General features: G+C 43.1%; 2 protein-coding genes. One reads left to right on the top strand and one right to left on the bottom strand.

The genetic code is table 11. The features are described 5' to 3' along the window. Positions 1 to 644, bottom strand: a 644-nt coding sequence (locus tag AB4Z17_RS32835) for a ketose-bisphosphate aldolase (RefSeq protein ID WP_441964574.1), incomplete at its 3' end; no start/stop codon positions are given. A 411-nt stretch (positions 645 to 1,055) separates the two neighbouring features. Here AB4Z17_RS32835 and AB4Z17_RS32830 point away from each other — a divergent pair. Then, on the top strand, positions 1,056 to 3,498 hold a 2,443-nt coding region (locus AB4Z17_RS32830; RefSeq protein ID WP_441964572.1), incomplete at its 3' end, for an L-type lectin-domain containing protein.

Raw genomic sequence — 3,498 nt, 5'->3', positions numbered from 1 at the left:
GGGATACCTGTGCCGCCATGCAATACTAGTGGCAATTTGATTGTTTGGCAAATTTCTTCCATTTCTTTGAAGCCTAGGTTTGGTTCACCTTTGTAAGGACCGTGAACGGAACCAAGTGCAGGAGCAAGGCAGTCAATACCAGTACGTTGTACTAGCTCGAAGCACTCCTTAGGATCTGCATAAATAACGCCTTCAGCTATTACATCGTCTTCTTGTCCGCCAACTGTACCTAGCTCAGCTTCAACAGAAACGCCGCGCTCGTGCGCGTATGCAACAACCTCTTGAGTCGTTTTTACGTTTTCTTCAAATGGTGAGTGTGAAGCATCGATCATAACGGATGTAAATCCAGCATCGATCGCAGCTTTACATTTTTCAAAGCTGGAACCGTGATCCAAGTGGATCGCAACAGGAACTGTAATTTTCATTTCTTCAATTAGTGATTTCACGATTGCAGTTACAACTGTGAAACCTCCCATGTAACGAGCTGCGCCTTCAGAAACGCCAAGGATAACCGGGGATTGCTCTTCTTGAGCAGCGCCTAGAATGGCTTGTGTCCACTCCAAGTTGTTGATGTTGTATTGACCAACTGCATAGCCTTCTTTTAACGCTTTGTTCAACATTTCTTTCATTGATACCAATGCCATATTAAAATCCTCCTTAGAGTTTAACTAACTATTTTTAATCATGTAAATGCCTGATTATATTGTGACAATTATCACTAATGCATAGTCAGGACCATTAACATTCTGAATACCCGATACTTCTTTATCAATCACCCAACTATTGTACATCTTTATCCTTTAATAAATCAACTTATTTTGCCCCTAAATAACGAACACTTCCCAGCTGCAATCGCTTACACATAGGTTTTTCATCATTTTTTTCTCGAAAATAATATAGTGAGGCAGTAAAGTAAATTTTATTCATGATTTACAAATGCTGATCAACATATCAAGGGATGTTTAGAGTTTGTCCAGAATCGAATGGTACAATTAGGAAAGTTCTAATTAGCATATTTTTTTACAAATTGTTGACAACAACCAGGAGGAAAAATCATGCATGTTGATCATCTACACAAAGATTCATTTTTTAGAAGGATTTTATTAGTTGTTACTTCCTTTATTTTGGTACTCTCAGCGGCGCCGATAACGCCTGTGCTGGCGAGCTCCGAGCCGGACTCGCTGCCAATCTATGTCGGCTGGCAAAATTTTAATCATACCGGTCCTACTGCAGTTGTATCTAATGATGCGACCAGAGTGCTGAGTTTCCCGGCTATTCCGGGCCGAAATAACACCGCCACAACAGCGAACGGACGATTAAGAGTAGTGCCGGTTACGAATGATTCAAGCGGCATCGTCGTTCGTACAAATAAAATTAAGCTTGACGGCGGTTTTAGTACTTATTTTGTCATGCATTTGAATGGAAGCACTTCGTTAAATAATTTAAACTTTCCGGGACCCGCTGATGGTCTAACCTTTATTATTCAGGATAATCCGACTCCTGTTCTAGGCGGGGTAGGCGAAGGCGTAGGCTATGCCGGTATTCCAAACTCCGTAGGTGTAGAGTTCGATACGTGGAAAAACCTCGGACCACATAAGGGAATTCAATACAATGATCCCAACACCCCTTTTAATCGCTTAAATCAATATCATCCGATAACGAATCCAACCGGTCCTACTGCAGACCATGTCGCTATTGTAATGAATGGCAACAACCATCATCAACAGGGCAGCGGCGACGTTATTGATAATTTGCAAGGCGCTAATTTCCGTTTGTACGATTACGGCGCAAGCAATGCTTACGTTCATGTTTGGGTTGATTATGACGAGAATGGCAATCTTACCACTACCTATGGTTTAAGTAATAATCGAACGAATGCGGATAACAGATCACTGACTCGCAATGTCGGCAAATCCCTTATGAACAAAGAGGTATATGTAGGCTTTGGCGCAAGTACAGGGGGAGCCAACTCCCATCATGATATTCTGGCATGGTATTTCAAAAACTCCTACGTTGAAGGAGGACTAAAATCCGACGGAAATTACAAGCAAGGACCAAGTGCAGTTACAATCAATAAAGTATTCTCCACAGGTGTTGGAGCACAGACGGGTATTGATATCAAGGTCAACGGCATTAGCAAAAGTGATAACTTGCCTAATGAAAAGGTTGATATCTATGTTAACAATCAATTAGTAGACGGCGAGTACAGTACAAATAGTGATGGCGTGCTTGTTTATACCTTTGATGATTCGAGTCATCTGCAGGCCGGTGCCAACAATATTACCGTAGTCACCCGTAACGGAGGCACTTCTGCGAGCAGCTCAGCGATTATGACTGAGGCGCCTGTAGCAGATAACATCGTATTGTCCTATACGGCTAAAGGTAATGTGACGATTACAGGAGTTCCGAATGGAGTAGCCGTAACCCTATACGACGACAATCATGAAGTCATTGCAACTTCATCAATTGCAACGAACGGAACGGCTCTCTTGACATTGACCGAAGAAGGCAAGGATATACTGGCTGGCGCCAGCCAAATTGATATTTCATATGCAAAAAGTGGTGAAGTAGCCAGCGACGTAACTGCAGTAACTCCAATTTTACGGAGCAGTGCGCCTGAAAAAGAGAAAATTACTACAAATGTACCCAAAAACACAGTAACCGTTAAAGACGTACCGCCGGGCTCAACGGTTAACGTGTATGGCGACGATGATGCGCTCATCGGTACGGGAACCAACAACGGCGATAAAGAATCAGAAGTTGTAGTTACTATTAAGTCGCCAACCAAGCTTCATGAAGGTGACATCATTGAGGTTACAATTACAGAAGAAGACGTGAAGCCTGAAAGCGAACGAGTAACAAGCATTGCGAAGCTGGAGAGCGACCCGTTGGACGAGAAAAAAATTACAACAAACGCAACGAACAATACGGTAACGATTAAAGACGTACCGCCAGGTACAACTATCAACGTTTATGACAAGAACGGCGAGGTTATTGGAACAGCTACTAACACTGGCACGGAAGCAGATATTGTAGTTGAAATTAAAGAACCGCATACGCTTGAGGCAGGCGACAACATTAAAGTTACAGTTACAGAGACAGGCAAGCTCGAAAGCGAGCCAGTGTCTAGCGAAGCGAAGCTCGGCAGCGTGCTTGACACAAATAACATTAAAACGAACGCAACAAACAATACCGTAACCGTCAAGGATGTACCGCCGGGTGCAACCATTCTAGTATACGACGAGAACGGTGATGTTATCGGTAAGGCTACAAATACAGGCACAACAAAAACAGCTGTTGTCGTTACTATTGAATCTACAAACGCGCTTGCTGAAGGCGATATTGTAAAAGTTACGATCACAGAAGACGGTCATCTGGAAAGTAAACCGATATCGAGCGAAGCAAAAACGGAAAGCGCGCCGCTTGAGAGCAACAATGTGGAAACAAACGCAACGAAAAACGCAGTAACCGTTAAAGATGTACCACCAGGTGCAACTA

The sequence above is a fragment of the Paenibacillus sp. TAF43_2 genome, assembly GCF_052113545.1.
Lineage (GTDB): Bacteria > Bacillota > Bacilli > Paenibacillales > Paenibacillaceae > Pristimantibacillus.
This window is presented reverse-complemented; position numbering and strand designations above follow the sequence as displayed.